This window comes from Vibrio sp. 1401, from assembly GCF_033340295.1.
On the sequence record NZ_JAWOWF010000723.1, the window covers coordinates 1 to 547 of the forward strand.

At 47.2% G+C, this 547-nt stretch carries 1 protein-coding gene; it reads right to left on the reverse strand.

From position 1 onward, the window contains the following. Positions 1-547: RNA polymerase factor sigma-32 (locus R7Z77_RS27790; RefSeq protein WP_318137364.1), on the reverse strand; the 547-nt coding region annotated here is incomplete at both ends.

Sequence of the window (547 nt, forward strand, 5' to 3'; positions counted from 1 at the left end):
TTTCCCAGTTTGCAGCTTCGATGTTGTCAGCCACGTCCGACGATTTGTCTTCTAGGTACAGCATCGGTGCAGTGTATGAGCTAGTCGCACTGTCATCATCGTCAGTTGGCATATCGAACGTTGAATCGACCGCCGCAAGACGTGATTCCATCTCGCGAACTTCGGAAGGTTCTACGCCCAACTCACGAGCTACGGTTTCGACTTCGCCATTGTTAAACCAACCTAAGCGTTTTTTCGATTTGCGTAGATTGAAGAACAATTTACGCTGCGCTTTAGTTGTTGCAATTTTAACGATACGCCAGTTACGTAGTACGTACTCATGGATCTCTGCTTTGATCCAGTGAACAGCAAAAGACACCAAACGTACGCCCACTTCTGGGTTAAAACGTTTAACGGCTTTCATTAGACCGATATTGCCCTCTTGCACTAGATCTGCCATTGGCAAACCGTAGCCTGAGTAACCTCGAGCAACGTGAACAACGAATCTTAGGTGTGACAGGATCAGGCCTTTCGCAGCCTCAATCTCACCTTTGTAGTGTAATCGTTC